The 22,351-nt window shown below is 71.9% G+C and carries 22 protein-coding genes; 2 read left to right on the top strand and 20 right to left on the bottom strand.

Annotated features, from left to right (window positions below; all coding sequences use genetic code 11):
* Positions 1–5: 5 nt before the first annotated feature.
* Positions 6–989 carry an aspartate carbamoyltransferase catalytic subunit gene (locus QQY24_RS25660; protein ID WP_301975081.1) on the bottom strand — a complete coding sequence of 328 codons (984 nt, stop codon included), beginning with the start codon at positions 987–989 and terminating at the stop codon, positions 6–8.
* Positions 990–1,074: 85 nt separating this feature from the next.
* Positions 1,075–1,659: a bifunctional pyr operon transcriptional regulator/uracil phosphoribosyltransferase PyrR gene (gene pyrR / locus QQY24_RS25655; RefSeq protein WP_301975080.1), complete on the bottom strand. Its 585-nt coding sequence runs from the start codon at positions 1,657–1,659 to the stop codon at positions 1,075–1,077.
* 251 nt (positions 1,660–1,910) lie between these two features.
* On the opposite strand from pyrR, the gene bldD reads away from it, so the two are divergent.
* Entirely contained in the window at positions 1,911–2,414 is a 504-nt protein-coding gene (bldD, locus tag QQY24_RS25650; protein ID WP_189418954.1) for a transcriptional regulator BldD, read from the top strand.
* A gap of 152 nt (positions 2,415–2,566) precedes the next feature.
* Here bldD and nusB read toward each other — a convergent pair whose 3' ends face one another.
* From nusB to QQY24_RS25560, 18 genes are all read right to left on the bottom strand, one after another.
* Entirely contained in the window at positions 2,567–2,995 is a 429-nt protein-coding gene (gene nusB / locus QQY24_RS25645) for a transcription antitermination factor NusB (RefSeq protein ID WP_301975079.1), read from the bottom strand.
* 2 nt (positions 2,996–2,997) lie between these two features.
* Positions 2,998–3,564 (bottom strand): elongation factor P, encoded by a 567-nt coding sequence (gene efp, locus QQY24_RS25640; protein ID WP_301975078.1) that lies wholly within the window; start codon positions 3,562–3,564, stop codon positions 2,998–3,000.
* Positions 3,565–3,611: 47 nt separating this feature from the next.
* Complete coding sequence (locus QQY24_RS25635; RefSeq protein WP_301975077.1) at positions 3,612–4,718, bottom strand: aminopeptidase P family protein; 1,107 nt, start codon at positions 4,716–4,718, stop codon at positions 3,612–3,614.
* Between the two features lie 136 nt (positions 4,719–4,854).
* Positions 4,855–5,814 (bottom strand): Pro-rich N-terminal domain-containing protein, encoded by a 960-nt coding sequence (locus QQY24_RS25630; RefSeq protein ID WP_301975076.1) that lies wholly within the window; start codon positions 5,812–5,814, stop codon positions 4,855–4,857.
* Between the two features lie 175 nt (positions 5,815–5,989).
* Positions 5,990–7,081 carry a 3-dehydroquinate synthase gene (aroB, locus tag QQY24_RS25625; protein ID WP_301975075.1) on the bottom strand — a complete coding sequence of 364 codons (1,092 nt, stop codon included), beginning with the start codon at positions 7,079–7,081 and terminating at the stop codon, positions 5,990–5,992.
* Positions 7,078–7,560: a shikimate kinase gene (locus QQY24_RS25620; RefSeq protein WP_301976358.1), complete on the bottom strand. Its 483-nt coding sequence runs from the start codon at positions 7,558–7,560 to the stop codon at positions 7,078–7,080. The genes aroB and QQY24_RS25620 overlap by 4 nt, the downstream gene beginning before the upstream one ends.
* Positions 7,561–7,592: 32 nt before the next feature.
* Positions 7,593–8,777, bottom strand: a complete 1,185-nt coding sequence (gene aroC / locus QQY24_RS25615) for a chorismate synthase (RefSeq protein WP_301975074.1) — start codon at positions 8,775–8,777, stop codon at positions 7,593–7,595.
* Positions 8,778–8,941: 164 nt separating this feature from the next.
* Positions 8,942–9,781: a shikimate dehydrogenase gene (locus tag QQY24_RS25610; protein ID WP_301975073.1), complete on the bottom strand. Its 840-nt coding sequence runs from the start codon at positions 9,779–9,781 to the stop codon at positions 8,942–8,944.
* Positions 9,762–11,480: an endolytic transglycosylase MltG gene (mltG, locus tag QQY24_RS25605; protein ID WP_301975072.1), complete on the bottom strand. Its 1,719-nt coding sequence runs from the start codon at positions 11,478–11,480 to the stop codon at positions 9,762–9,764. The genes QQY24_RS25610 and mltG overlap by 20 nt, the downstream gene beginning before the upstream one ends.
* Before the next feature lie 122 nt (positions 11,481–11,602).
* Positions 11,603–12,067 (bottom strand): Holliday junction resolvase RuvX, encoded by a 465-nt coding sequence (gene ruvX / locus QQY24_RS25600; protein ID WP_301975071.1) that lies wholly within the window; start codon positions 12,065–12,067, stop codon positions 11,603–11,605.
* The gene (gene alaS, locus QQY24_RS25595) at positions 12,067–14,739 is read right to left on the bottom strand and encodes an alanine--tRNA ligase (protein WP_301975070.1); all 2,673 of its coding nucleotides are present in this window, start codon (positions 14,737–14,739) and stop codon (positions 12,067–12,069) included. The genes ruvX and alaS overlap by 1 nt, the downstream gene beginning before the upstream one ends.
* The gene (locus tag QQY24_RS25590; RefSeq protein ID WP_301975069.1) at positions 14,739–15,101 is read right to left on the bottom strand and encodes a hypothetical protein; all 363 of its coding nucleotides are present in this window, start codon (positions 15,099–15,101) and stop codon (positions 14,739–14,741) included. The genes alaS and QQY24_RS25590 overlap by 1 nt, the downstream gene beginning before the upstream one ends.
* A gap of 7 nt (positions 15,102–15,108) precedes the next feature.
* Positions 15,109–15,552, bottom strand: coding sequence for a DUF948 domain-containing protein (locus QQY24_RS25585; protein WP_301975068.1), 444 nt, complete (start codon positions 15,550–15,552; stop codon positions 15,109–15,111).
* Positions 15,553–15,926: 374 nt separating this feature from the next.
* Entirely contained in the window at positions 15,927–16,541 is a 615-nt protein-coding gene (gene rpsD / locus QQY24_RS25580) for a 30S ribosomal protein S4 (RefSeq protein WP_301975067.1), read from the bottom strand.
* A gap of 355 nt (positions 16,542–16,896) precedes the next feature.
* The gene (locus QQY24_RS25575) at positions 16,897–18,252 is read right to left on the bottom strand and encodes a replication-associated recombination protein A (protein WP_301975066.1); all 1,356 of its coding nucleotides are present in this window, start codon (positions 18,250–18,252) and stop codon (positions 16,897–16,899) included.
* Between the two features lie 59 nt (positions 18,253–18,311).
* Entirely contained in the window at positions 18,312–18,968 is a 657-nt protein-coding gene (locus QQY24_RS25570; RefSeq protein WP_301975065.1) for a vitamin K epoxide reductase family protein, read from the bottom strand.
* A 263-nt stretch (positions 18,969–19,231) separates the two neighbouring features.
* A complete protein-coding gene (gene hisS, locus QQY24_RS25565) occupies positions 19,232–20,494 on the bottom strand; it encodes a histidine--tRNA ligase (protein ID WP_301975064.1) in 1,263 nt (420 codons plus the stop codon).
* Between the two features lie 13 nt (positions 20,495–20,507).
* Complete coding sequence (locus QQY24_RS25560; RefSeq protein ID WP_301975063.1) at positions 20,508–21,215, bottom strand: MBL fold metallo-hydrolase; 708 nt, start codon at positions 21,213–21,215, stop codon at positions 20,508–20,510.
* A 179-nt stretch (positions 21,216–21,394) separates the two neighbouring features.
* On the opposite strand from QQY24_RS25560, the gene QQY24_RS25555 reads away from it, so the two are divergent.
* Positions 21,395–22,219, top strand: coding sequence for a peptidylprolyl isomerase (locus QQY24_RS25555; RefSeq protein ID WP_301975062.1), 825 nt, complete (start codon positions 21,395–21,397; stop codon positions 22,217–22,219).
* Positions 22,220–22,351 lie beyond the last annotated feature (132 nt).

Genomic DNA, 22,351 nt, shown 5'->3' with positions numbered 1-22,351 from the left:
GTGTCCTACTTCTCCTCGGTGGCGGGGCGGGCGTGGGTGACGGCGGGCTCGTTGCCGCCCAGCAGCAGGTACAGGACGGCCATCCGGATGGAGACCCCGTTGGCGACCTGCTCGACGACGGTGCAGCGGTCGGAGTCGGCGACGTCGGCGGTGATCTCCATGCCGCGGACCATCGGGCCGGGGTGCATCACGACGGCGTGGCCGGGCATCCGCGCCATGCGGTCGCCGTCGAGGCCGTAGCGCCGCGAGTACTCGCGCTCGGTCGGGAAGAAGGCCGCGTTCATGCGCTCGCGCTGCACGCGCAGCATCATCACCGCGTCGGACTCGGGCAGCGTGCGGTCGAGGTCGTAGGACACCGTGCAGGGCCAGGTCTCGACGCCGACCGGCACCAGGGTGGGCGGGGCGACGAGGGTGACCTCGGCGCCGAGGGTGTGCAGCAGGTCCACGTTGGAGCGGGCGACGCGGCTGTGCAGGACGTCGCCGACGAGGGTGATCCGCTTGCCGGACAGGTCCTGGCCGAGGCCGGCGTCCCGGCCGACCAGGCGGCGGCGCATGGTGAAGGCGTCCAGCAGGGCCTGGGTGGGGTGCTGGTGGGTGCCGTCGCCGGCGTTGATGACGGCGGCGTCGATCCAGCCGGAGTTGGCCAGGCGGTAGGGGGCTCCGGAGGCGCCGTGCCGGATGACGACGGCGTCGACGCCCATGGCCTCCAGGGTCTGGGCGGTGTCCTTCAGGGACTCGCCCTTGGACACGCTCGACCCCTTGGCGGAGAAGTTGATGACGTCCGCGGACAGCCGCTTCTCGGCGGCCTCGAAGGAGATCCGGGTACGGGTGGAGTCCTCGAAGAAGAGGTTGACGACCGTGCGGCCGCGCAGGGTCGGCAGTTTCTTGATCGGCCGGTCGGCGACCCGGGCCATCTCCTCGGCGGTGTCGAGGATCAGGACGGCGTCGTCGCGGGTGAGGTCGGCGGCCGAGATGAGATGACGCTGCATCTGTCAGGCTCCGTGGGGCAGTTCAGGTTCTGGGAGATTCCGGGCAGGCGGAGGCGCGGCGTGCGGCGGCGCGTACGCCGGAGCGCTATCGCCGCTCGTCCGGGGCGGTCGGCTTCGCGCCGAGCAGCACGGTGTCGCGGCCGTCCTCCTCGGCGAGTTGGACCTTGACCGTCTCCCGCAGCGACGTGGGGAGGTTCTTGCCGACGTAGTCGGCGCGGATGGGAAGTTCGCGGTGGCCGCGGTCGACCAGGACCGCGAGCTGGACCGCGCGCGGGCGCCCGATGTCGTTCAGGGCGTCGAGGGCGGCGCGGATGGTGCGGCCGGAGAAGAGCACGTCGTCGACGAGGACGACCAGCTTGCCGTCGATGCCGTCACCGGGGATGTCGGTGCGGGCCAGTGCGCGCGGCGGGTGCATGCGCAGGTCGTCGCGGTACATGGTGATGTCGAGCGAGCCGACGGGGACCGTGCGGTCGGTGATCTGCTCCAGCTTGGCGGCGAGCCGCTGGGCGAGGAAGACGCCTCGGGTGGGGATGCCGAGGAGCACCACGTCGTCGGCGCCCTTGGCGCGTTCGACGATCTCGTGGGCGATGCGGGTCAGTACGCGTGCGATGTCGGGCCCCTCGAGAACGGGCCGGGCACCGGACGCCTGCGGATGCGCGTGCGTGTCCATACGAAACGGACCTCCTTCTCCGCCTCACGGGACGGACCTTAAAGGACGTCGGATTTGCGCCATCCACGGTAGCAGGTCCCGCGACGGCTCCCTTCACCCGCTTGGCCCAATCGAACGCCGCCGTCACGGAAGCGTCGGTGTGGACCATTCGGCTTGACGCATCAGAGTCACGCTGCGTAACCTCACAGTGAGTTACCAGCCGCGCGGGGCAAACCCAGCCGACCGCGTCGACACAGTGTCCGGGGAGCCTTATGTCCAGCGAATACGCCAAACAGCTCGGGGCCAAGCTCCGGGCCATCCGCACCCAGCAGGGCCTTTCCCTCCACGGTGTCGAGGAGAAGTCCCAGGGCCGCTGGAAGGCCGTGGTGGTCGGGTCGTACGAGCGCGGTGACCGCGCCGTGACCGTGCAGCGCCTCGCCGAGCTGGCCGATTTCTACGGCGTCCCCGTGCAGGAGCTGCTGCCGGGCACCACGCCGGGCGGTGCCGCCGAGCCGCCGCCGAAGCTGGTCCTGGACCTGGAGCGGCTGGCCACGGTGCCGGCCGAGAAGGCGGGTCCCCTGCAGCGCTACGCGGCGACGATCCAGTCGCAGCGCGGCGACTACAACGGCAAGGTGCTGTCGATCCGCCAGGACGACCTGCGCACACTCGCCGTCATCTACGACCAGTCGCCCTCGGTCCTCACCGAACAACTGATCAGCTGGGGCGTCCTGGACGCGGACGCGCGCCGCGCGGTGGCGGCGCACGAAGACGCGTAAACCCCTGCGGCACCTGAGCAGAAACGTACCGCCGGGGTGGCCGGAACTTTGCGGTTCCGGCCACCCCGTCGGTTTTTCACGATCACTCCGGCGCGGCCGCGGCACCGGGGTCGAGCCCGGGGGGGGCGCGCTCCCGCAGCGCCCCTTCCCGGCTACGCGCGGCGCAGCGAGGGCTTGAGCTCCTTCAGGCGGCCCAGCAGGCCGTTGACGAACGAAGGGGACTCGTCCGTGGAGAACTCCTTCGCCAGCTGCACCATCTCGTCCAGGACGACGGCGTCCGGGGTCTCGTCGACCCAGATCAGCTCGTAGGCGCCCAGCCGCAGGATGTTGCGGTCGACGACCGGCATCCGGTCGAGCGTCCAGCCGACCGCGTACTGCGCGATCAGCTCGTCGATGCGCCTCGCGTGCTCCGCGTAGCCCTCGACCAGCTGCATCGTGTACTCGCTCACCGGCGGCTGCCGGGGGTCGGTCCGGGAGAGCCGGATCCAGTCCGCGAGGACCGTCAGGACGTCGGCGTCGCGCTGGTCGCCCTCGAAGAGGATCTGGAAGGCGCGCTTGCGGGCCGTGTTGCGGGCAGCCACGGTTAGCTGTTCACCCGGCCGAGGTAGTCGCTCGTGCGGGTGTCGACCTTGATCTTCTCACCGGTGGTGATGAAGAGCGGGACCTGGATCTGGTGACCGGTCTCCAGGGTGGCGGGCTTGGTGCCGCCGGTGGAGCGGTCGCCCTGGACGCCCGGCTCGGTCTCCTGGACGGTCAGCTCGACGGCGGCCGGCAGCTCCACGAAGAGCACCTCGCCCTCGTGCTGCGCGACGGTGGCCGTGAAGCCCTCGATCAGGAAGTTGGCGGCGTCGCCGACGGCCTTGCGGTCGACCATCAGCTGGTCGTAGGTCTCCATGTCCATGAAGACGAAGTAGTCGCCGTCCATGTACGAGAACTGCATGTCGCGCTTGTCGACAGTGGCCGTCTCGACCTTGACACCGGCGTTGAAGGTCTTGTCGACGACCTTGCCGGAGAGCACGTTCTTGAGCTTGGTGCGCACGAAGGCCGGGCCCTTGCCGGGCTTGACGTGCTGGAACTCGACGACGGACCAGAGCTGGCCGCCTTCGAGCTTGAGCACCAGGCCGTTCTTGAGGTCGTTCGTGGAAGCCACGGTTGCGGAATCTCCTGGACTGACGTGGACGACCCCGGGGCACGCACCTATAGCGCGAGCAGCTCCTTGGTCGTGATGGTGAGTAGCTCGGGTCCGCCGTCCGCCTCTGGGCGCACGACGAGCGTGTCATCGATCCGGACACCGCCCCGGCCCGGGAGGTGGACCCCCGGTTCGACGGTGACCGGCACGCAAGCGTCCAGTTTACCCATGGCCGAGGGGGCCAGCTGCGGGTCCTCGTCGATTTCGAGTCCGACCCCGTGTCCGGTCAGCGGTGGCAGCGCTTCCGCACGGCCCGCGCAGTCCAGCACCTGGCGTACCGCGCGGTCGACGTCACGGTGGGCGGCGCCGGGCGCCAGGGCCTCGCGTCCGGCGCGCTGGGCGGCGAAGACGAGGTCGTACAGCTCGACCTGCCAGTCCGCGGGCGAGGTGCCGATGACGAAGGTGCGGCCGATCTCGCAGCGGTAGCCGCGGTAGGCGGCGCCCAGGCAGACGGAGAGGAAGTCGCCCTCCTCCACGCGCCGGTCGGTGGGACGGTGGCCGCGGCGCCCGGAGTGGGGTCCGGCGGCCACCGAGGTGGGGAAGGCCGACCCGTCGGCACCGTGGTCCACCAGCCGCCGCTCCAGCTCCAGCGCGAGGTGGCGTTCGGTGCGGCCCACCAGGATGGACTCCAGCAGCTCGCCCAGCGCCTGGTCGGCGATCTCGGCGCCGATGCGCAGGCAGGAGATCTCCTCCTCGTCCTTGACGACCCTCAGCTGCTCCACGGCCGCGCCGAGGCCGGTGAGGCGGAGGCGGGGGGCGACGCGGGACAGCGCCCGGTGGCGGGTGACGGTGAGGTGGTGCTCCTCCACGGCCAGGGACTCGGCGCCCTGCGCCGCGGCGAGGCCGGCCGCCGCGACCGCGGCGTCGCCCCCGGGTGAGGGCAGGACGTGCAGCCGCAGGCCCTCGTCCGGCCACCCCTCGGCGGGGCGTTCGCCCGGTGGGACGGCGCAGACGAGGAGGTCCTCGCGCCGGCCGAGCAGCAGGACGGCGTCCTGCGGAGCCGTGGCCGCCAGGTAGCGCACGTTGGCGGGGCGGGAGACGAGCGCTGCCGCGGTACCGGCCGCGTTGCAGCGTTCCCTCAGCCTGGCTCGGCGGTTCGCGTACACCTCTGACATGAGACGAGCGTAGGAGTTCCGCCCGGATCGTGCCGGTCGGGCGGGGCCGAGCGGGGGGTGCGGTCGTCGTGCGCGCGGGTGGGCCGGGTGCCCCGTGCCGCTGACCGCGCCCCGGGCGGGACCGGGTCCCCCCGGCTCACCAGTTCGGCGGGCTCGCCATGGCCCGGGTCAGGACCTCGTCCAGGACGCGGGCCGTGCCGGGGACGTCCAGCTGGGAGTTGTCGATGATCGGGAGGCCGGAGCCGTACCAGCCGGCCATGCGGCCGTGGATGCGGGCCACCTCCTCGTCGGTGAGGCGGCGGTTCCCGCTGCGTTCGGCGTTGCGCTCCAGGACGACGTCGAGGCCGGGGAGCAGGACGACCGGGAACAGGCCGGGACCGACGTGGCGCTTCCAGCCGCCGAGGCCCACGACGGGACGGTCCGGGAAGACGGCGTCGTCGAGGATGCAGGAGATGCCGTTGGCCAGGAAGTTGCGGGCGGCGAAGCCGCAGGTGCGGCGGGCCAGGCGGTACTGGGCCTCGGAGTTGTCGTTCCACCCCGACTGCGGGTTCGCGTAGCCGGAGCGGACCCATTCGCGCACGTCGTCCAGGCTGATGTGGGCCGTGGGGACGAGGCGGTGGTCGGCCCAGTACTTGGCCACGCTGGTCTTGCCGGCGCCCGCCGGGCCGATCAGCAGCACGGCCAGGGTGGTGGTCGCCGGATCCGGGACGGCGGCCGTGGCCGGCGGGGCGGCGGGCACCCCGACCGGGCCGCCGGGCGGCAGCGGTACGTGCCCGGTGGCCTCCGGCGCGGCCGGGGCGGGGGCGGGCGGGACGGCCGGGGGCCGGGGGGCCGGGGCGTGCTGCGGCACCGGGGGCCGGGGCGGGGCGGGCGGCCGGGGGGCCGGGGGCTGCACGGGCGCGGGCGGTACGGCGCCGGCGGGAACACCCGCTCCCGCGCCGGTGTAGCCGGGCTGCGGTGGCGGCTGGGGCACGGGGGTGGGACCCTGGGGGGCTCCCGCGTGCGGGCCCGGGTGGTGCGCCGACGCCCAGTCGGCGCGTGGTCCCCGCCCCGGCCGGTGGGGCGGCGGCAGCGGCGACCCCACTACGTGCTGCATCCGTTGCCACTCCGTCTCGTCCACACTTCTGGCGCTGGCGGGCGGGTGCGGAGCCCGCTCCCCACCGAACGGTACCGTCCCCGGCCGTCGTTTGGTGAAACGGCCGGGGACGGTGCGAAGTGCCCGCTCCGGCGGGGGATGCGGCCGGAAAGGAACGGAAAGGAGCGGCGGGGGCCTACTGGCCCACTTCTCCGTAGGCGGCGAGCAGGACGGCCGGGTCCGGGCCCTCCAGGACGGTCGGCTTGGCCAGGGCGTCCAGGACGATGAAGCGCAGCAGGTCGCCGCGGGACTTCTTGTCGACCTTCATCGCCTCCAGCAACCGGGGCCACTGGTCGTGGCGGTAGTGCAGCGGCAGCCCGACCGACTCCAGTACGGTGCGGTGGCGGTCCGCCGTCGCGTCGTCCAACCGGCCCGCCAGACGGCCCAGTTCCGCGGCGAAGTGCATGCCGACCGCGACCGCCGCACCGTGCCGCCACTTGTACCGCTCGTTCTTCTCGATCGCGTGACCGAGCGTGTGGCCGTAGTTGAGGATCTCCCTGAGCCCCGACTCCTTCAGGTCCGCGGAGACGACCTCGGCCTTGACCCGGATCGAACGCTCGATCAGCTCCGCCGTGTGCGGGCCCGCGGGGGTCCGCGCCGCCTCGGGGTCGGACTCGATCAGGTCGAGGATCACCGGGTCGGCGATGAAACCCGCCTTGATCACCTCCGCGAGACCGGAGACGTAGTCGTTGACGGGCAGGGAGTCCAGGGCGGCCAGGTCGCACAGCACGCCGGCCGGCGGGTGGAACGCCCCCACCAGGTTCTTGCCCTCGGCGGTGTTGATGCCGGTCTTGCCACCGACCGCCGCGTCCACCATGGCCAGCACGGTGGTGGGGATCGCGATCCAGCGCACCCCGCGCAGCCAGGTGGCCGCGACGAAGCCCGCCAGGTCGGTGGTGGCGCCGCCGCCGACACCGACGATGACGTCACTGCGGGTGAAGTTGGACTGGCCCAGCGCCTTCCAGCAGTAGGCGGCGACCTCGGCGGTCTTGGCCTCCTCCGCGTTCGGCACCTGGATGGCGACGGCCTCGTACCCCTGCTCGGCCAGGTCGGTGCGCAGCGCCTCCCCGGTCCCGGCCAGCGCCTCCGGGTGGATCACCGCGACCCGCCGGGCCCTCGGTCCGACCAGGCCGGCCAGTTCGCCCAGGAGCCGTCGGCCCACCAGTACCTCGTAGGGGTTCGTGCCCGCGCTCCCGGCGATCTGGATCCGGGTGACTGCCTCGCTCATGATTCCTTCAACTCCACTGCGTCCAGCACTGCCTGGGTGACTTCTTCGGGCGTGCGGCCGTCGGTGGCCACGACGGTGGTGGCGACCTCCTCGTACAGGTGCCGGCGGGCTTCCATCAGCTCCCGCCACTGCTTGCGCGGGTTGACCGCCAGCAGCGGGCGGGCCGCGTTCAGCCCGGTGCGCCGCACCGCCTCCTCCACCCCCATCGACAGGTAGACCACCCGCTGCCCGGCCAGCAGCGCCCGCGTGCCCGCGTCCAGCACCGCCCCGCCGCCCAGCGCCAGGACCCCCGCGTGCCCGGCCAGCGCCGCACGCACCGCACGCCGCTCCAGCGCACGGAAGGCCTCCTCACCCTCGTCGAGGAAGATCTCCGCGATCGTGCGGCCCCGGGCGGCGACGATGTCGTCGTCGGTGTCCCGGTAGCCCACCCCCAGCCGCTGGGCCAGCAACCGCCCGACGGTGGACTTGCCCACCCCCATCGGCCCCACCAGCACCAGCACCGCCACCGCACTCACCGGATGCGCAGACTGTCGAGGTAGGAACGCACATTGCGGCGGGTCTCGGGCACACTGTCCCCACCGAACTTCTCCGCCACCGCATCGGCCAGCACCAGCGCCACCATCGCCTCGGCGACGATCCCCGCGGCCGGCACCGCACACACATCCGACCGCTGGTGATGGGCCTGCGCCGCCTCCCCCGTGCGCACGTCCACCGTCGCAAGCGCCCGCGGCACCGTCGCGATCGGCTTCATCGCCGCCCGCACCCGCAGCACCTCACCCGTGCTCAGACCCCCCTCGGTACCACCCGAGCGCCCCGAAGCACGCCGGATGCCCTGCGCCGTGCCCACGATCTCGTCATGCGCCTTCGACCCCGGCACCCGGGCCAGCGCGAACCCGTCACCGACCTCCACACCCTTGATCGCCTGGATCCCCATCAAAGCAGCCGCCAGCCGCGCATCCAGCCGCCGGTCCCAGTGCACGTGCGACCCCAGCCCCACCGGCACCCCATAGGCCAGGACCTCCACCACCCCGCCCAGCGTGTCCCCCTCCCGGTGCGCCCGGTCGATCTCGGCGACCATCGCCTTGGACGCCCCGGCATCCAAACAGCGCACCGGATCCGCATCCAGCCTCTCCACATCGGCCGGCACCGGACACACCCCGTACGGCGCCCTGGCCGAAGCCAGCTCCACCACATGGGAGACCACCTCGACCCCGGCCGTCTCCTTCAGATAGGAACGCGCCACCGCACCCAGCGCCACCCGCGCGGCGGTCTCCCGCGCCGACGCCCGCTCCAGGACCGGACGCGCCTCGTCGAACCCGTACTTCTGCATACCCGCCAGATCCGCGTGCCCCGGACGCGGCCGGGTCAACGCGGCATTGCGCGCCAAAGCCCCCAACACCTCCGGATCGACCGGATCGGCCGCCATCACCTGCTCCCACTTGGGCCACTCGGTGTTGCCCACCATCACCGCCACCGGCGAACCGATCGTCAACCCGTGCCGGACACCACCCAGGAACGTGACCTCATCGCGCTCGAACTTCATCCGCGCACCACGGCCGTACCCCAACCGCCGCCGCGCCAGATGATCCGCCACCATCTCCGTGGTGACCGGCACGCCGGCGGGAAGACCCTCCAGCGTCGCGACGAGTGCGGGACCGTGGGACTCCCCCGCGGTCAGCCAACGCAGCCTGCTCAACGGTGCTCCTCCGTGTTCGCGCCCGGTACTGCCCTGCGTACGACATCCTCGCGTACGGCGACGGCGCGACCGGGCGCGCGCCCCCGGTCCGCCGCCTTCGATCCTCCCACGTCCCCGGGCGGGGCCCGGCCTGCGGTCCAGCAAGCGGACGCGGCAGGACGGGGTCAGCCGGCCGCGAGTGCCTTCTCGCCGGCGCGGCGCATGGCCTCCAGCGGCGCCGGGGACCGTCCGGTCATCTGTTCGACCTGCAGGACGGCCTGGTGGACCAGCAGGTCGAGGCCGCCGACGACCGCGCCGCCGAACATGGACCAGCGGGCCGCCAGCTCGGTCGGCCAGGGGGCGTACAGCACGTCGAAGAGGGCGGCGGGGCGCTCGGGCACGGCGGCGGCGAGGGCGTCGGTGGCACCGGCGGGGGTGGTGGCGATCACCAGCGGGGCGTGCAGGGCCCGCTCCGCGTCCGCCCACCGCGCCGTGCGGACGTCCACGTCGAGCCGTTCGCCCCACCGCCGCATCTCGGCGGCGCGGGCCTCGCTGCGCACGTAGGCGACGACCTCGCCGGTGCAGACGCGGGCCAGGGCGGCGAGCGCCGAGGAGGCGGTGGCGCCGGCGCCGAGGACCGCGGCGGACTCGACGTGCTCGATGCCGTGCTCGCGCAGCGCGGCCAGCATGCCGGGGACGTCCGTGTTGTCGCCGAGCCGGCGGCCCTCCTCGGTGAGGACGACGGTGTTGACGGCGTCGACGGAGGCGGCCGTCTCGCTGACCTCGTCCAGCAGCGGGATGACCGCCCGCTTCAGCGGCATGGTCAGCGACAGCCCGGCCCACTCCGGTCCCAGCCGCTCGAAGAAGCCGGGCAGGGCGGCCTCGTCGACCTCGAAGCGGTCGTACGACCAGTCGGCGAGCCCGAGTTCGTCGTACGCCGCCCGGTGCAGCACCGGGGAGAGGGAGTGGGCGATGGGCGAGCCGAGCACGGCGGCCCGGCGGGCGTCAGTTGCCCGAGGTGGCATTGAACTTTTCCTTGAGCTGCTTGAATTCTTCGTAGGTCTTGGCGAATTCGGTGTTGTTCGTGCCGTCGGTCGCCACGAAATAGATCCAGCCGTCGTCGGTCGGATTCAGTGCCGCCTTGAGCGCGTCCTCGCCGGGATTGCCGATCGGACCGGGCGGAAGCCCCTTGTGGGTGTAGGTGTTGTACGGGTTGGTGTTGCTGTTGATCTCTTTCTCGGAGATGTGGATGTCGCTGGTGCCCTTGAGGTAGTTGTACGTCGAGTCGAACTGCAGCAGCTGGTTCGTCTCGGTGTTGGTGGGCTTCAGCCGGTTGTAGACCACCTCCGCCATCTTGCGGAAGTCGTCGCGCGTCTTGCCCTCCGCCTGGACCAGGCTGGCGACCGTGACGAGCTGGAACGGGCTCTCCAGGCCGAGCGCCCGGGCCTTCGTCGCCAGGTTGTAGGCGGCGTACCGGTCCCTGGCCTGGACCACCATCTGCTTGAGGACCGCGTCGGGCTTCATGCCCTTGGCGGCCGGATAGGTGCCGGGGAAGAGGAACCCTTCCAGCGGGTCCTTGAGGTCGCCGTTGTCCTGCGCCCACGTCGGCAGGCCGAGCCCGTCGTGCTGCTGCCGGGCGACCTCCTCGGTCGTCCCGGAGGGGAGTTCGAGCTGTTTGTCGATCGCCCGGTAGACCGCGGAATTGCGCTCGCCCGGCTTCACGAGGACGTTGCTCTGGCTCTTCGGGTCGAGCATCAGGGCGACCGCGCTGGCGGCGGACATCTCCTTGTTCAGGAGGTAGGCGCCGGCCTGGATCCGGTCGCCCCGGGGGTTCTGCCCCTGCGCGTGGACGAACGCTTCGGTGCTTTTGACGATCCCCGCCTCCTTCAGCCGGCGGCCGATCTCCCAGCCGCCCGCGCCCTTGGGGATCTCCACGGTGACCGTCTGGTCGAGGCCGCCGCCCGAGTAGTCCGGGGCCGGGGCGAAACGATTTTGGTAGAACTGCCACCCGAAGTAGCCGACGCCGCCGATGCCGCCGCCGAAGACCAGGACGACCACCAGGCAGGCGCAGCCGGTGCGGCGCTTGGTGCTCTTGGCCGGCTTCCTCCCCTTGCCGCGCCGGTCACCGCGACCGGCGCGGGTGCGGGACCCGTCGTCGACGTCCTCGTCGCCGCCCCCGGCGAAGAAGGCGTGCTCGCCCCGGTCCTCCCCCGGGTCCCAGCCGGTCTCCGGATCGGGGCCCGGCTCGGGTACGGGGTTCCTGCGGCCGGGCGGCTGCGGTGGCGGGAAGGCGTCCTCGGTGCCGTAGAGGTCGGGCTGCTCCCCGCCGTAGGCCACGGGCTGCTGACCGTACGGGTCGCCGGGGTCGGCGGCGTACGGCACCTGGCCGTGGGTGCCCGTCGCGTCCCAGCCGCCCGGGTGCGGGGACTGCTGCGGGTCCTGAGCGGGGTAGTGCTGCTCCCGGCCGGTGTACTGCGGGTCCTGACCGGCTTGGTGACGGCCCTGTTCGTCGTAGTACGGGTACTGCTGCTGGTCGTATCCGGGCCGGTTGTCCTGCCGCCAGTCGTCGTACTGCGCCTGCTGGGGGTACTGCTGCTGCGGGTGGCCGCCGTAGGCAGGCTGCTGGCCGGCGTGCGCCTGCTGCCCTTCCCATCCGCCGTCCCCGTACAACGGGTCCTCCGGATGCCACGGTTCGGAGCCTGCGCCCCGGCCATACTCAGTCATCGATCCCCTAGAGCCGCGAGGCCGACGGACTCGCGGCCTGTGTACCGGCTGCCGTTCCGCCTCTTTCTGTGCGGCGGCTGTTCGAACACCGCCGCATCGCGCGGAACGTTACCGTATCGCGATCAGATGACCACTTCGACGCCCTCGCCGGGCGGATCGCCTGACACCCGTTCGGATTCCAGGGCCTGCTGCAGGATGATCACGGCGGCCACCTGATCGATGACGGAGCGTCCCTTCTTCGCCTTGACGCCCGAGGCCCGCAGGCCCTGGCCGGCCGTCACGGTCGTCATCCGCTCGTCCACCAGGCGCACCGGCACGGGCGCGAGGCCCTCGGCCAGCTCCCGGGCGAAGGCACGGACCTTGAGGGCGGCCGGCCCCTCGCCCCCCTTGAGGGAGCGGGGCAGGCCGACGACGACCTCGATCGGTTCGTACTCCTCCACCAGTTGCCGCAGCCGGCGGTGGGCAGCCGGGACGTCGCGGCCGGGCACGGTCTCCACCGGGGTGGCGAGGATCCCGTCGGGGTCGCACGAGGCGACCCCGATCCGGGCGTCCCCGACGTCGATCGCGAGCCGGCGTCCCCGTCGCATCACTTGGCCGTTTCCGCCACGAGCCGCTCGACGGCGTCGACGGCCTCACCCACGGCGGCCGGGTCCTGGCCGCCGCCCTGGGCGACGTCCGGCTTGCCGCCACCGCCGCCGCCGAGGGTCTTGGCGGCGGCGCGGACCAGGTCACCGGCCTTGAGGCCGCGCTCGCGGGCGGCCTCGTTGGTGGCGATGACGGTCAGCGGCTTGCCGTTGTTGACCGTGAACAGGGCCACCACGGCGGCCCGGCCGCCCTGGATGCGGCCTCGCACGTCGAGGACGAGCCTGCGCAGGTCGTCCGGGGTGGTGCCGTCCGGCACCCGGCCGGTCACCACGGCGACACCGCGCACGTCCTTGGCGGAGCCGGCGAGACCGGCGGCGGCCTGCAGCACCTTCTCGGCGCGGAACCTCTCGATCTCCTTCTCGGCGTCCTTCAGCTTGCCGAGCATGGCGGAGATCTTCTCCGGGAGCTCCTCCGGACGGCCCTTGACCAGCTCCTGGAGCTGGGCGACGACCGTGTGCTCCCGGGCGAGGAAGTTGTAGGCGTCCACACCGACGAGGGCCTCGATGCGGCGGACGCCCGAGCCGATGGAGGACTCGCCGAGCAGCTTCACCAGGCCCAGCTGGGCGGTGTTGTGCACGTGCGTGCCGCCGCACAGCTCCTTGGAGAAGTCGCCGATGGTCACCACGCGGACGCGCTCGCCGTACTTCTCGCCGAACTCGGCGATGGCGCCCTGCTTCTTGGCGTCGTCGATCCCCATGACCTCGGCGCGCACGTCGAGGTCGCGGGCCAGCACCTCGTTGATCTTCTGCTCGACGTCGGTCATCACGGCCGTCGGAACGGCGGACGGGGAGCCGAAGTCGAAGCGGAAGCGGCCGGGCTGGTTCTCGGAGCCGGCCTGGGCGGCCGTCGGGCCGAGGGTGTCGCGCAGGGCCTGGTGGGTGAGGTGGGTGGCCGAGTGGGCGCGGGCGATGGCCTTGCGGCGGCGGGCGTCGATCGAGGCGTGGGCCTTGGCGCCGACGGTCACCTCGCCGACCTGGACGACGCCCTTGTGGACGTAGACGCCCGGGACGGGCTTCTGGCAGTCGCGGACCTCGATCACGGCACCGGAGTCGACCCTGATGCGGCCGGTGTCGCCGATCTGGCCGCCGCCCTCGGCGTAGAAGGGGGTGCGGTCCAGGACGACCTCGACCTCGTCGCCCTCGGTGGCGGCCGGGGAGGAGACGCCGTCGACGAGGATGCCGACGACGGTCGACTCGCCCTCGGTGTCGGTGTAGCCGATGAAGTCGGTCTGGCCGGCGCTGTCGGCGATCTCGCGGTAGGCGCCGAGGTCGGCGTGACCGGTCTTCTTGGCCTGGGCGTCGGCCTTGGCGCGCTCCCGCTGCTCCTTCATCAGGCGGCGGAAGCCGTCCTCGTCCACGGACAGCCCCTGCTCGGCGGCCATCTCCAGGGTGAGGTTGATCGGGAAGCCCCAGGTGTCGTGGAGCAGGAAGGCCTTGTCGCCGGACAGGACCGTGCCGCCGGCCCGCTTGGTCTCGGTGACGGCGGTGTCGAGGATGTTGGTGCCGGCCTTCAGGGTCTTGAGGAAGGCGTTCTCCTCGGCGAGGGCGACCTTCTCGATGCGCTCGCGGTCGGTGACCAGTTCCGGGTACTGGCGGCCCATCATGCCGATGACGACGTCGATCAGGTCCTTGACGACCGGCCCGGTGGCGCCCAGCAGCCGCATGTTGCGGATGGCGCGGCGCATGATGCGGCGCAGCACGTAGCCGCGGCCCTCGTTGCCGGGGGTGACGCCGTCGCCGATGAGCATGGTGGCGGTGCGCATGTGGTCGGTGACCACGCGCAGGGACACGTCCGAGTCGTGGGCGTCGCCGTAGGCGACACCGGTCAGCTCGGTGGCCCTGTCGATGACGGCCATGGAGGTGTCGATCTCGTACATGTTCTGCACGCCCTGCAGGATCATGGCGAGGCGTTCCAGGCCGAGGCCGGTGTCGATGTTCCTGCTCGGCAGGTCCCCGAGGATCGGGAAGCTGTCCTTGCCGGTGCCCTCGCCGCGTTCGTACTGCATGAAGACGAGGTTCCAGATCTCCACGTACCGCTCGTCGTTGACGGCGGGGCCGCCCTCGACGCCGAACTCGGGGCCGCGGTCGTAGTTGATCTCGGAGCAGGGGCCGCAGGGGCCGGGGACGCCCATGGACCAGAAGTTGTCCTTCATGCCCAGGCGCTGGATGCGCTCCTTGGGCACGCCGACGACCTCGTGCCAGATCTGCTCGGCCTCGTCGTCGTCCTGGTAGACGGTGATCCACAGGCGCTCGGGGTCGAGGCCGTAACCGCCCTTGTCCTGGGGCGAGGTGAGCAGCTCCCAGGCGAGCTTGACGGCACCTTCCTTGAAGTAGTCGCCGAAGGAGAAGTTGCCGCACATCTGGAAGAACGTGCCGTGGCGCGTGGTCTTGCCGACCTCTTCGATGTCGGGCGTGCGCACGCACTTCTGCACGCTGGTGGCGCGGGCGAACGGCGGCTTGACCTCACCGAGGAAGTAGGGCTTGAAGGGCACCATGCCGGCGGGGACGAGGAGCAGAGTCGGGTCGTCCGCGATGAGCGACGCCGAAGGCACGACGGTGTGCCCGCGCTCCTCGAAGAAGCTCAGCCAGCGGCGGCGAATCTCGGCCGACTCCATCAGCGGTCCTCATTCCGGTTGTTCGAGTGCGTCGTGTTCTCGACGTACGTCGGGTTGCTGCGGTTGTTCTCGATGGCGGTGTGCCGCCCGGGTGCTGCGAGCTCGGGGCCGGCGGGCCCGGGGCCGGCGCCGATGCCCAGCGCCTCCCCCAGCTCGGCCTCCCGCTGCGCCATGTTGTCGCGGACGTCGAGCGCGAAGCCGACCGCGCGGTCCCGCAGGCGCTGGCCGGTCTCCAGGGCCTTGTGGGCCGCGGTCGCGGCGAGGCTCTCGGGCGTCAGCTGCCTCAGCTTGCGGTTGACCTTGGTGGTGGCCCACACACCGGCGGCGACACCCGTGCTGAACCAGAACGTACGGCGGAACATCCCTGACCTAGTCCTTCTTCCGCTTGCCCCGCCGCGCCGCCGGGACGGTCCGACCCACGATCACGGTACGCCTCGGCGCCCTCGCGGACGCCTCCTGCCCGCGCCCGCCCAGCGCCCGGCGCACGCCGTAGCCGAAGGCCGCGACCTTGACCAGCGGACCGCCGAAGGTGGAGGCGACGGTGGTCGACAGCGCGGAGGCGTTCGACGTGACCTCCTGCACGTCGGAGGCGATCGCGTCGACCCGGTCGATCTGGGTCTGCGCCGAGCGCACGGCCGCGGAGGCGTCGGCCAGCAGCGGGACGGCCTGGTCGGTCACGTCCGCCACGAGCTTGGTGGTCGCCCTGAGCGTCTGGGCCAGCCTCGCCAGTGCGACGGCGAGGAAGGAGACCAGGATCGCCCAGAAGACGGCCACCAGGATCCCGGCCACTTCTCCACCGGACACTGTGCGCACCCGCTCCCTGAAACGTGCCTGAGCTTCGAAAAAGTCGTGCACCGAGCCTATCGCGCCGGGCGCGGGGCTCCGTACCGCATTACCACCGGCGGACACAGGGGTTGCGGTGGCCGGGGCGCGGGGCGGAGCCGAAGACGGGCCACGGGCGGTCCCGGCCGAGGCGCTGTGGGGCTCGGCCACGCGGCGGTCCTCCGGGGCGGCACCGTTGCGGTCCGGGCGCTGGGGCGCGAGGGGGCGGGGCCGCCGGGCGCGCTGCCGGGCCCCGGGGCCGTGCGCCGTTCGCGCCCGGGGCCGCCGGACAGCGCGAACCCGCCGCCCCGCCCGCCCGGGAGGGCGGGGGGACGGCGGGCTGGGGTGCTGCGCCGGGGCTGGGGTCAGCGGGCGTAGTACTCGACGACGAGCTGCTCGTCGCAGATCACCGGGATCTCCTTGCGGTTCGGCTCGCGGTCCAGGCGGAACGCCAGGGCCCTGAGGTTCACCTGCAGGTAGCGCGGGGTCTCGCCGTCGGGGGCGAAGCCGCCCTCACGGGCGATCTGGAAGAGCGTCTTGTCCTTGGAGCGGTCGCGGACCTGCACGACGTCGTCCGGGCGGACACGGAAGGACGGCTTGTCGACCTTCTGGCCGTTGACCTGGATGTGGCCGTGGACGACCATCTGGCGGGCCTGGTAGATCGTGCGGGCGATGCCCGAACGCAGGACCAGCGCGTCGAGGCGGCGCTCGAGCTCGATGATCAGGGCCTCACCGGTCTTGCCCTGGACCTTGGAGGCACGCTCGTAGGCGCGGACGAGCTGGCGCTCGGACACGTCGTACTGCGCGCGCAGGCGCTGCTTCTCGAGCAGACGGACCTTGTAGTCCGAGTTCTGCTTGCGGCCGCGGCCGTGCTCACCCGGCGGGTAGGGGCGGGCCTCGAAGTACTTGACGGCCTTCGGGGTCAGCGCGATGCCGAGGGCACGCGACTTCTTGACCTTGGGGCGGGACTGGTTCGCCACTGTGTGTCTCTTTTCGTGATGTACGGCTTCACCAGGGTTAGGGGAGGTCGCATCCGCAGCCGGGGAAACCCTCCTCGTCCTTCGCGGACGTCCGGGGGACGTCCGGTGGACGGGTGGGCAGCCGCTCCCCTGGTCTGGGCACATACGTGCAGCACGCGAGTGGCCCACCGACCTGTCCCGGACTCCGGGTGGTGGTGGGCTGCCCGCGACACCGTTCGACGGTGCGCGACGCTCCTGGATCCCCGCGCCCTCGCGGCCGTGGGGTTCCGGCTGGATGTCCCGCTCTGGTGGTGCCGGTTCTCCTTGCGGAGGTCCGGGCACGGGACTCAGCACTCCGGAGCATCCTACAGGGTGCTCAGGAGCGCCCACGACCGAGGTGTCTGCGCGTCCACTCCACCGCGTCCGCGTAGCGCGCCTCAGCGCCGTGCCGGGTCGGGGTGTAGTACGCGCGGTCCTTCAGGGCGTCCGGCGCGTACTGCTGCCGGGCGATGCCCTCGGGCAGGTCGTGCGGGTACACGTAGCCCTGCGCGTGGCCCAGCTTGGCCGCGCCCTTGTAGTGGCCGTCGCGCAGGTGCGGCGGGACCGGCCCGGTCAGGCCCTTGCGGACGTCCTCCAGGGCGGCGCCGATCGCGGTGGTCGCGGAGTTGGACTTGGGCGCGAGGGCGAGGGCGATGGTGGCGTGGCTGAGGGTGAGGGCGGCCTCGGGGAAGCCGATCATGGCGACGGCCTGGGCCGCGGCGACGGCGACGGGCAGCGCGTTGGGGTCGGCCAGGCCGATGTCCTCACTGGCGGAGATCATCAGGCGGCGGGCGATGAACCGGGGGTCCTCGCCGGCCTCGATCATGCGGGCCAGGTAGTGCAGGGCGGCGTCGACGTCGGAGCCGCGGATGGACTTGATCAGGGCGCTGGCGACGTCGTAGTGCTGGTCGCCGTCGCGGTCGTAGGTCACCGCGGCCCGGTCGACGGTCCGCTCCAGCGTCTGCAGGCCGATCACGGTCTCGCCCTGGTCCAGGGCGGCTCCGGCGGCGGCCTCCAGGGCGGTCAGCGCCCGCCGGGCGTCGCCGCCGGCGATGCGCAGCAGGTGCTCCTCGGTCTCCCCGGGGAGGGTGACGGCGCCCTTGAGACCCCGCTCGTCGCTCAGCGCCCGCCGCAGCAGCGCGCGGACGTCGTCGTCGGTGAGGGGTTCGAGGGTGAGCAGGAGGGAGCGGGACAGCAGCGGGGAGATGACGGAGAAGTACGGGTTCTCCGTGGTCGCCGCGACCAGGGTGATCCAGCGGTTCTCGACCGCCGGGAGCAGGGAGTCCTGCTGGGCCTTGCTGAAGCGGTGGATCTCGTCCAGGAAGAGGACGGTCTCCTTGCCGAAGCCGCCGGTGGCGCGGCGGGCGCCGTCGATGACCGCGCGGACCTCCTTGACGCCCGCGGTGATCGCGGACAGCTCCACGAACCGCTTGTCGGTGGCCTTGGAGACGACGTAGGCGAGGGTCGTCTTGCCGGTGCCGGGCGGGCCCCAGAGGATCACGGAGGACGGTCCGGCGGGGCCGCCGGAGCCCTCGCCGACCAGTCGGCGCAGTGGGGAGCCGGGGCTCAGCAGGTGCTGCTGGCCCACGACCTCGTCGAGGGTGCGCGGGCGCATCCGCACCGCCAGGGGGCTGGCTGCCGGGTCCTTCTCCTGGCGTTCTTCGGCTGCGGCGGTGAAGAGGTCGGGTTCCACGCTGAAACCCTAGAACACCGCACCGGCAACCGGGTCCGGGGTGCCGGCCGGGGCCCGGGTCAGCTGGTCCAGAAGTCCCACCAGCGGGTCAGGACGAGCATGCCGATGATGCCGACGTGCAGGACCGGCAGCACCCAGGTGAACTCGCCGAAGAAGGACTTGAGCGGGCGCGGGGAGGGCAGCAGGCCGTTGCGGACGTTGAACGAGGTGACGTACCAGAACATGGTGATCGTGGCGACCCAGGCCAGCGAGCACCACAGGCACAGGGCGTTGATCCGGTACAGGGACTGGAACTGCAGCCAGGTGCAGAAGCCGACGCCGAAGAGGGTGCCGAGGTGGAAGGTCAGCCAGTACCAGCGCGGGAAGCGGGCGCGGGCCAGCAGGCTCATGCCGACGCAGACGACGATGCCGTAGCAGACCAGGCCGAGCATCGGGTTGGGGAACCCGAAGGCGGCGGCCTGCTTGCTCTCCATGACGCTGCCGCAGGAGACGACCGGGTTGAGGCTGCAGCCGGGGGTGAACGTCCTGCCCTCCACCTTGGCCTGGAGCAGCTCGAACTTGTCGATCGTGATGACCCAGGCGGCGAGCAGTCCGGCCGCGCCGGTGATGACCAGCAGCAGCGCGAAGGCGCGGCTGCCGCCCAGCGTCCGGGCCGACTCGGCGGCACGCTCGGGACCGGGCTCCGTGGAGACGTCCTTGACTGTCGTCTTGCTCATCACGCCGATTCCGTCACTTGAGTGTGGGACCTTCTTCGGGCACCGGTCATTGTGCCGCACGCGTGCGTGCGTCCACCGTTCGATCCGCATAAGGACGCCCGCGCAGCGGCCGTGGGGCGGCGCGGTTCCAGCCGGCCGGGGGACGTGCCGTACCCGGGGTTGACGCCCCTTCGCGGCGGGTGTCCCCGGCTCCCGCGCCGTGCGCGGTCCATGACGGGGGCGCCGGGGCCGTCGCGGTCCCCGGCGCCCTTCGGCGTGCCGGCTCAGCCGAGCCGCGACTCCAGTTCCGCCACGATCTCGTTCACACCGATCGCCGTCTGCTCGCCGGACTCCATGTCCTTGAGCTGGACGATGCCCTCGGCGAGGTCGCGTTCGCCGGCGACGAGCGCGTAGCGGGCCCCGCTGCGGTTGGCGTTCTTCATGGCGCCCTTCAGGCCCTTCGCGCCGTACGAGAAGTCCGCCGCGATGCCGACCTTGCGCAGTTCGGTCACCTTGGCGAACAGCAGCCGGCGGGCCTCCTCGCCGAGCGGGACCGCGAACACGCTGGTGGCGGCGGGCAGGTCGAGCCGGACGCCCTCCGCCTCCAGGGCGAGCACCGTCCGGTCGACGCCGAGGGCCCAGCCGACGGACGGCAGTGCGGGGCCGCCGATCATCTCGGACAGGCCGTCGTACCGGCCGCCGCCGCCCACCGCGGACTGGGAGCCGAGGCCGTCGTGGACGAACTCGAAGGTGGTGCGGGTGTAGTAGTCCAGGCCGCGCACCAGCTTCGGGTCGTCCTCGAAGGCCACGCCCGCCGCGGTGATCAGTTCGCGGACCTCCTCGTGGTACGCCTTGCAGGCGTCGCACAGGTAGTCGCCCAGCAGCGGCGCGCCGGTCAGCTGCTTCTGGACCGACTCCCGCTTGTCGTCGAGGACGCGCAGCGGGTTGATCTCCGCCCGGCGCAGGGTGTCCTCGTCCAGGTCCAGCCCGCGCAGGAAGTCCTGGAGCACGGCCCGGTAGACCGGCCGGCACTCCTTGTCGCCCAGGCTGTTGAGCAGGATGCGGAAGCCGCGCAGGCCCAGCGAGCGGTACGCCTGGTCGGCCAGGATGATCAGCTCGGCGTCCAGCGCGGGGTCCTCGGCGCCGATCGCCTCGGCGCCGACCTGCGAGAAGTGGCGGTAGCGGCCCTTCTGCGGCCTCTCGTAGCGGTAGTACGAGCCCGAGTACCAGAGCTTGACCGGCAGGTTGCCCTGCTTGTGCAGGCCGGCCTCCAGCGCGGCGCGCAGCACGGAGGCGGTGCCCTCGGGGCGCAGGGCCAGTTTGTCGCCGCCCTTGGTCTCGAAGGCGTACATCTCCTTGGTCACGATGTCGGTGGACTCGCCGACCCCGCGCGCGAACAGCTCGACGTTCTCGAAGCCGGGCGTCTCGACGTAGCCGTAGCCGGAGGTGCGCAGCGGGGCGGCGATCGCCTCGCGGACCGCGAGGTACTCGGCGGAGCCGGGCGGGGTCAGGTCGTAGGTGCCCTTGGGGGCCTTGAAGGTGCTCACGGAAGGTCTCTCGTCACATTCCTCGTCGGGGAGCCCGGGGGGCGCCCTGGCCGGCGGCCACCTGCCGCAGGTACGGGTTGGCGGTGCGCTCCTGGCCGATGGTCGTCTGGGGGCCGTGGCCGGACAGCACCACGGTGGAGTCGTCGAGCGGCAGGCACACGCGGGCCAGTGACGCGACCAGGTCCTCCATGGAACCGCCCGGCAGGTCGGTGCGTCCGACGGAGCCGGCGAAGAGCAGGTCCCCGGAGAAGAGGACCGGCGGGACGTCGGCGTCCTCGGGCATCCGGAAGGTCACCGACCCCTTGGTGTGGCCCGGCGCGTGCGCGACGGAGAACTCCAGCCCGGCCAGCCGCAGTCGCGCGCCGTCGGTCAGCTCCTCGACGTCGTCCGGCTCCCCCACGGTCAGCTCGCCCATCAGCGGCATGCCGATGGACCTCCCGAGCGCCTTCTCGGGATCGCTCATCATGTACCGGTCCTCGGGGTGGATCCAGGCCGGTACGCCGTGCGCGCCGCACACGGGGACGACCGAGGCCACGTGGTCGATGTGGCCGTGGGTGAGGACGACGGCGACGGGTTTGAGCCGATGCTTCGCCAGCGCTTCCTCGACGCCTTGGGCGGCCTGGTGGCCCGGGTCGATGATCACGCACTCCTCACCGGCGGCGGGGGCGACGAGATAACAGTTCGTCCCCCAGGCCCCGGCGGGGAACCCGGCAATGAGCACGATCGTCCTTCGTTGTGTCGATACGGGAGGGCTCGCGGGCGGGCAGCCCGTGGTCCAGAGCCTACCGGCGGTGCCGTTTCCTCAGCGAACCCATATACGGTACGGGGCTACACGCGGCTGTCGGCTCACAGGACGCGCGCGTACCGGTCGGCACACGACACGCATGAGGAGAGAACCCGGTGGTCAGCCAGGAGCAGCGGCGGCGTCAGCTCGCCCGGGAGAAGTTCTTGCGGCAGCAGCAGCGGCGTACCAGCGCACGGCGCAGGGCACGCATGCGCAACTCCGTGATCGCGTCGGTGCTCGGCGTGGTCGTGATCGGCAGCGTCGCGCTGTACACGACCGGCGTGCTGAAGGACGACGACGACGGCAAGGCGAAGGCGGTCGCCGGCGCCACTCCGAGCGCGTCGGCGACCAGCAAGGCCCCGGACCCGTGCGAGAAGGCGGCCAAGGGCTCGGTGAAGAAGCTGAGCTGGAAGAAGGAGCCGGCGATGACGATCGACACGTCGGCGAAGTACACGATGACGCTCGCCACGACGTGCGGCGACATCGGCGTGGCGCTGAAGGCGTCGGCGGCCCCGCACACGGTGAACTCGTTCGACTTCCTCGCGGGCAAGGGCTACTTCGACCACACCAAGTGCCACCGCCTGACCACGAACGGCATCTACGTGCTGCAGTGCGGCGACCCCACGGGCACCGGCAGCGGCGGCCCGGGGTACACGATCCCGGACGAGAACCTGAAGGACAAGAGCCTGAAGGGGAACACGTACCCGGCGGGCACCGTGGCGATGGCCAACACCGGTCAGAAGCACACCGGCGGCAGCCAGTTCTTCCTCGTCTACAAGGACAGCCCGCTGCCGCCGAGCTACACGCCGTTCGGCACGATCGACGCGGCGGGCCTGAAGGTCCTGAACAAGATCGCGGCCGCGGGCGAGAACACGGGCGCCGGTGACGGTGCCCCGAACGCGACGGTCGTGATCAACAGGGCGACGGTCGGCAAGTCCTGATGGTCAGGACGGTCAACTGCCCAATTTCGGTCGCGCTGGATGCGGACAGGAAACCCGCCGGTCGCCTATGTTGGCCGTGACGAAACTGTGGACGATGCCCGGGGGTGCTGAGGCCCCCCGCAGGCATCATGT

The sequence above is a fragment of the Streptomyces sp. TG1A-8 genome (assembly GCF_030499535.1).
Taxonomy (GTDB): Bacteria; Actinomycetota; Actinomycetes; order Streptomycetales; family Streptomycetaceae; genus Streptomyces.
The sequence above is the reverse complement of the archived record's forward strand: the minus strand, read 5'-3'. Positions and strand labels throughout refer to the sequence as shown.

Coding starts and splice junctions, on each gene's coding strand:
- QQY24_RS25635 (WP_301975077.1), bottom strand. CDS start 4,718: ATGTCAGAGGTGTACGCGAACCGCCGAGCCAGGCTGAGGGAACGCTGC.
- pyrR (WP_301975080.1), bottom strand. CDS start 1,659: ATGGACACGCACGCGCATCCGCAGGCGTCCGGTGCCCGGCCCGTTCTC.
- alaS (WP_301975070.1), bottom strand. CDS start 14,739: ATGGAGTCGGCCGAGATTCGCCGCCGCTGGCTGAGCTTCTTCGAGGAG.
- QQY24_RS25620 (WP_301976358.1), bottom strand. CDS start 7,560: ATGGGGGTGGGCAAGTCCACCGTCGGGCGGTTGCTGGCCCAGCGGCTG.
- aroB (WP_301975075.1), bottom strand. CDS start 7,081: ATGAGCGAGGCAGTCACCCGGATCCAGATCGCCGGGAGCGCGGGCACG.
- QQY24_RS25660 (WP_301975081.1), bottom strand. CDS start 989: ATGCAGCGTCATCTCATCTCGGCCGCCGACCTCACCCGCGACGACGCC.
- QQY24_RS25630 (WP_301975076.1), bottom strand. CDS start 5,814: ATGCAGCACGTAGTGGGGTCGCCGCTGCCGCCGCCCCACCGGCCGGGG.
- QQY24_RS25590 (WP_301975069.1), bottom strand. CDS start 15,101: ATGTTCCGCCGTACGTTCTGGTTCAGCACGGGTGTCGCCGCCGGTGTG.
- mltG (WP_301975072.1), bottom strand. CDS start 11,480: ATGACTGAGTATGGCCGGGGCGCAGGCTCCGAACCGTGGCATCCGGAG.
- bldD (WP_189418954.1), top strand. CDS start 1,911: ATGTCCAGCGAATACGCCAAACAGCTCGGGGCCAAGCTCCGGGCCATC.
- QQY24_RS25570 (WP_301975065.1), bottom strand. CDS start 18,968: ATGAGCAAGACGACAGTCAAGGACGTCTCCACGGAGCCCGGTCCCGAG.
- ruvX (WP_301975071.1), bottom strand. CDS start 12,067: ATGCGACGGGGACGCCGGCTCGCGATCGACGTCGGGGACGCCCGGATC.
- QQY24_RS25610 (WP_301975073.1), bottom strand. CDS start 9,781: ATGCCACCTCGGGCAACTGACGCCCGCCGGGCCGCCGTGCTCGGCTCG.